The organism is Streptomyces malaysiensis subsp. malaysiensis, assembly GCF_040653035.1.
In the GTDB taxonomy this organism is placed as follows: Bacteria; Actinomycetota; Actinomycetes; order Streptomycetales; family Streptomycetaceae; genus Streptomyces; species Streptomyces malaysiensis.
Window position 1 is genome coordinate 1 of sequence record NZ_JBEZNG010000086.1, and the last position, 3,001, is coordinate 3,001.

Consider the following 3,001-nt stretch of genomic DNA (forward strand, 5'->3'; position numbering starts at 1 on the left):
CGCCGACCCCCTATAAATACCAACGGCGATGCACACTCTTTCCCTCCCCGCCGCTCTTCCTAAATACCGGGCGGTAGCCCTCCGGAGGCCGTTCGGGGCCGCCTTCCGGCGGCCACGAGGCGCGTCGGCGCGGCGCGACGTAGACTGGTCGATCCGGTAGAGGCCGGTCGCCTTCCCGTCCGTGGAAGGGGGCCGGCCTTCGTGCCCCTTATCCGGAGGTGTTTGGATGACCAGCAGCATCCCCGCCGTCGACACTCGTACGGCCGAAGGCTCGGCTCTGCAAGCCGTGCTGCTCGACATGGACGGCACCCTGGTCGACACCGAGGGCATCTGGTGGGACGCCGAGGTCGCCATCTTCGCCGAGCTCGGCCATGCGCTCGCCGAGGAGTACCGCCAGGTGGTCGTGGGCGGTCCGATGTCGCGCAGCGCCCAGTTCCTGATCGAGGCCACCGGCGCCGAGATCGCCCTCGCCGAGCTCACCGGCCTGCTCAACAGCCGTTTCACCGAGCTGATCGACGGCAGTGTGCCGATGCTGCCCGGCGCCCGCCGGCTGCTCACCGAGCTGGCCGCGCACTCCATCCCCACCGCCCTGGTCTCCGCCTCCCACCGCCGGGTGATGGACCGGGTCCTGCGCTCGATCGGCCCGGAGCACTTCACCCTGACGGTCGCGGGCGACGAGGTCGAGCTGACCAAGCCGCATCCGGAGCCGTATCTGTTCGCCGCCTCCGGGCTCGCCGCCGAGCCGGGGCGGTGCGTGGTCATCGAGGACACCCACACGGGGGTACGGGCCGCGGAGGCGGCCGGGTGCCGGGTGGTCGCGGTGCCCTCCGTGGTGCCGATCGAGGCCGCGGTGGGGCGTACGGTCGTCGGTTCGCTCGAAGAAGTCGATCTCGATTTCTTGCGCACTGTGGTCACTGCAATGCACTGATCGCGCACCGAGCGTATTTCTGTAAATTGCAGACTGAATAGCGCGGGCGTACTTTTCGCGATCCGTTGGCGACAATGGAACGTGATGTTTATCACTGCATATGCCGTGGACGAGTGTTGTGGATCTCTCCCGCGCGTCCCGTCTGGTGCGATTTGGGTGAGCCCAAGTGTCCGGATTGAGGGCATCCCGTATGAATCGCGGCCGCGTTCGGATATCGGTCGATGATCGCGCGTTATCGGGGCGTGATATCGCCTCAACTTCGTTGTGTCTGAGCATGGCTGGCGCCTCGGACTAATGTCGTCGCGAGTAGTTGATCGATGGCAGGGAGACTCCCGACGATGACGCGCAAGTCGCTGGTGCTGCCGGCTGTGGCCGGCCTCCTGATCTCCACGCTCGCCGCGTGCGGTGGTACCGACGGCTCGGGCTCGGACGGTAAGGCGATCGTCCTGGGCAGCACGGACCGCATAGAGGCGTCGAAGGTGGCGCCCGCGCCACTGGATCCGGCCCTCGCCTATGACTTCGCCTCCTGGAGCGTGTTGCACAACACCTTCCAGACGCTGATGAGACTGCCCCGTTCGGGCACCGAGCCAATACCCGACGCGGCCGAGAAATGCGGCTTCCAGGACAGACAGAGCGAGCAGTACCGCTGCACGCTGCGAAGCGGGCTGAAGTTCTCCAACGGTCACGACCTGACCTCCAAGGACGTCAAGTTCTCCCTCGATCGCGTGCTGCGCATCGACGACCCCAACGGGACCAAGTCCCTGTTGTCCAACGTCGACAAGATCGAGACCCCCAGCGACCGAGAGATCGTCATCCACCTCTCGCAGCCGGACGCGACCTTCCCGTCCAAGCTCACCACCCCGGCCGCCGCGATCCTGGACAGCGAGGTCTACAAGCCGGACGCGCTGCGCGACGGCTTCGAGATGACCGGCTCGGGCCCGTACTCGGCGAAGACCGAGGTGCGCAACAACAAGCTGGTCAAGGTCGTCTTCACCAAGAACCCCCACTACAAGGGCGATGTCCAGCCCAAGTCCGACAAGGCCGAGATGCGGTTCTACGACTCCGCCTCGACCATGGAGCAGGCGCTGGTCAAGGGCGACATCGACGTGGTCCACCGCGGCTTCTCGCCCGAGCAGCTCGACAAGCTCAACAAGGGCGAGATCAAGGGCGTCCGGCTCTTCGAGTCCTCCGGCCAGGGCATCCGCTATCTGGTGTTCAACACCTCCGACCCGACGGTCAAGGACAAGGCGGTCCGGCAGGCCATCGCCCATCTCGTGGACCGCCAGGCGCTGGTGCGCGATGTGTACAAGCGGACCGCCGAGCCCCTGTACTCGATGATCCCCACCAGCATCTCCTCGCACATCAACTCGTTCCACAACGAGTACGGCGACCCGGACCCGGATGTCGCCCGGAGCGTGCTGCACGACGCCGGTATCAACACCCCGGTGAAGCTGAAGCTGACCTACACCACGGACCACTACGGCCCGGAGACGGCGGCGGAGTTCAAGGAGCTCCAGAAGCAGCTCAACAGCAGCGGCCTCTTCTCCGTCACCATCAAGGGCTACCCGTGGCGGGACTTCCGCCCCGCGCTCGTCAAGCGCGAGTTCTCCGCCTCCGGGATGGGCTGGCTGCCCGACTTCCCCGACCCGGACAGCTACACCGCGCCCTTCCTCACCAAGGACAACTTCCTCAACTCGCCCTACCGCAACAGCACCATCCAGGACGAGCTGATCCCCAAGACCCGGCAGGAGGCCCAGCGCAGCCTCGCCGACAAGGACTTCCAGTCCATCCAGAACGCCATCGCCAGCGATGTGCCCTACCTCCCGCTGTGGCAGGGCAACACCTACGTGGCCGCCCGCGGGAACGTCACGGGCGCCGAGTACGCCTTCGACTCCTCGACCATGCTTCAGCTGTGGGAGCTCGGGAAGGGCAACTGAGGACGGCCCACGGGGGTCGGGTACCAAGAACGAGTGTGTGAGGCGGCCGTACGCCAGGAGGCCCGGGGGAGGGCGATCGCCGAAGCCGCCGCCGAGCGCCGGAACGCCAAGGCCGACCCACGCGCCGAGATCATGA

Annotated in this window: 2 protein-coding genes; both read left to right on the forward strand. The window is 66.4% G+C overall.

Going from position 1 to position 3,001, the window contains the following annotated elements:
• Window positions 1-226 precede the first annotated feature (226 nt).
• Window positions 227-928 carry an HAD family hydrolase gene (locus tag AB0E24_RS45880; protein ID WP_069869030.1) on the forward strand — a complete coding sequence of 234 codons (702 nt, stop codon included), beginning with the start codon at window positions 227-229 and terminating at the stop codon, window positions 926-928.
• Between the two features lie 338 nt (window positions 929-1,266).
• Window positions 1,267-2,865, forward strand: coding sequence for an ABC transporter substrate-binding protein (locus tag AB0E24_RS45885; RefSeq protein WP_079153405.1), 1,599 nt, complete (start codon window positions 1,267-1,269; stop codon window positions 2,863-2,865).
• The last annotated feature ends 136 nt before the right edge of the window (window positions 2,866-3,001 follow it).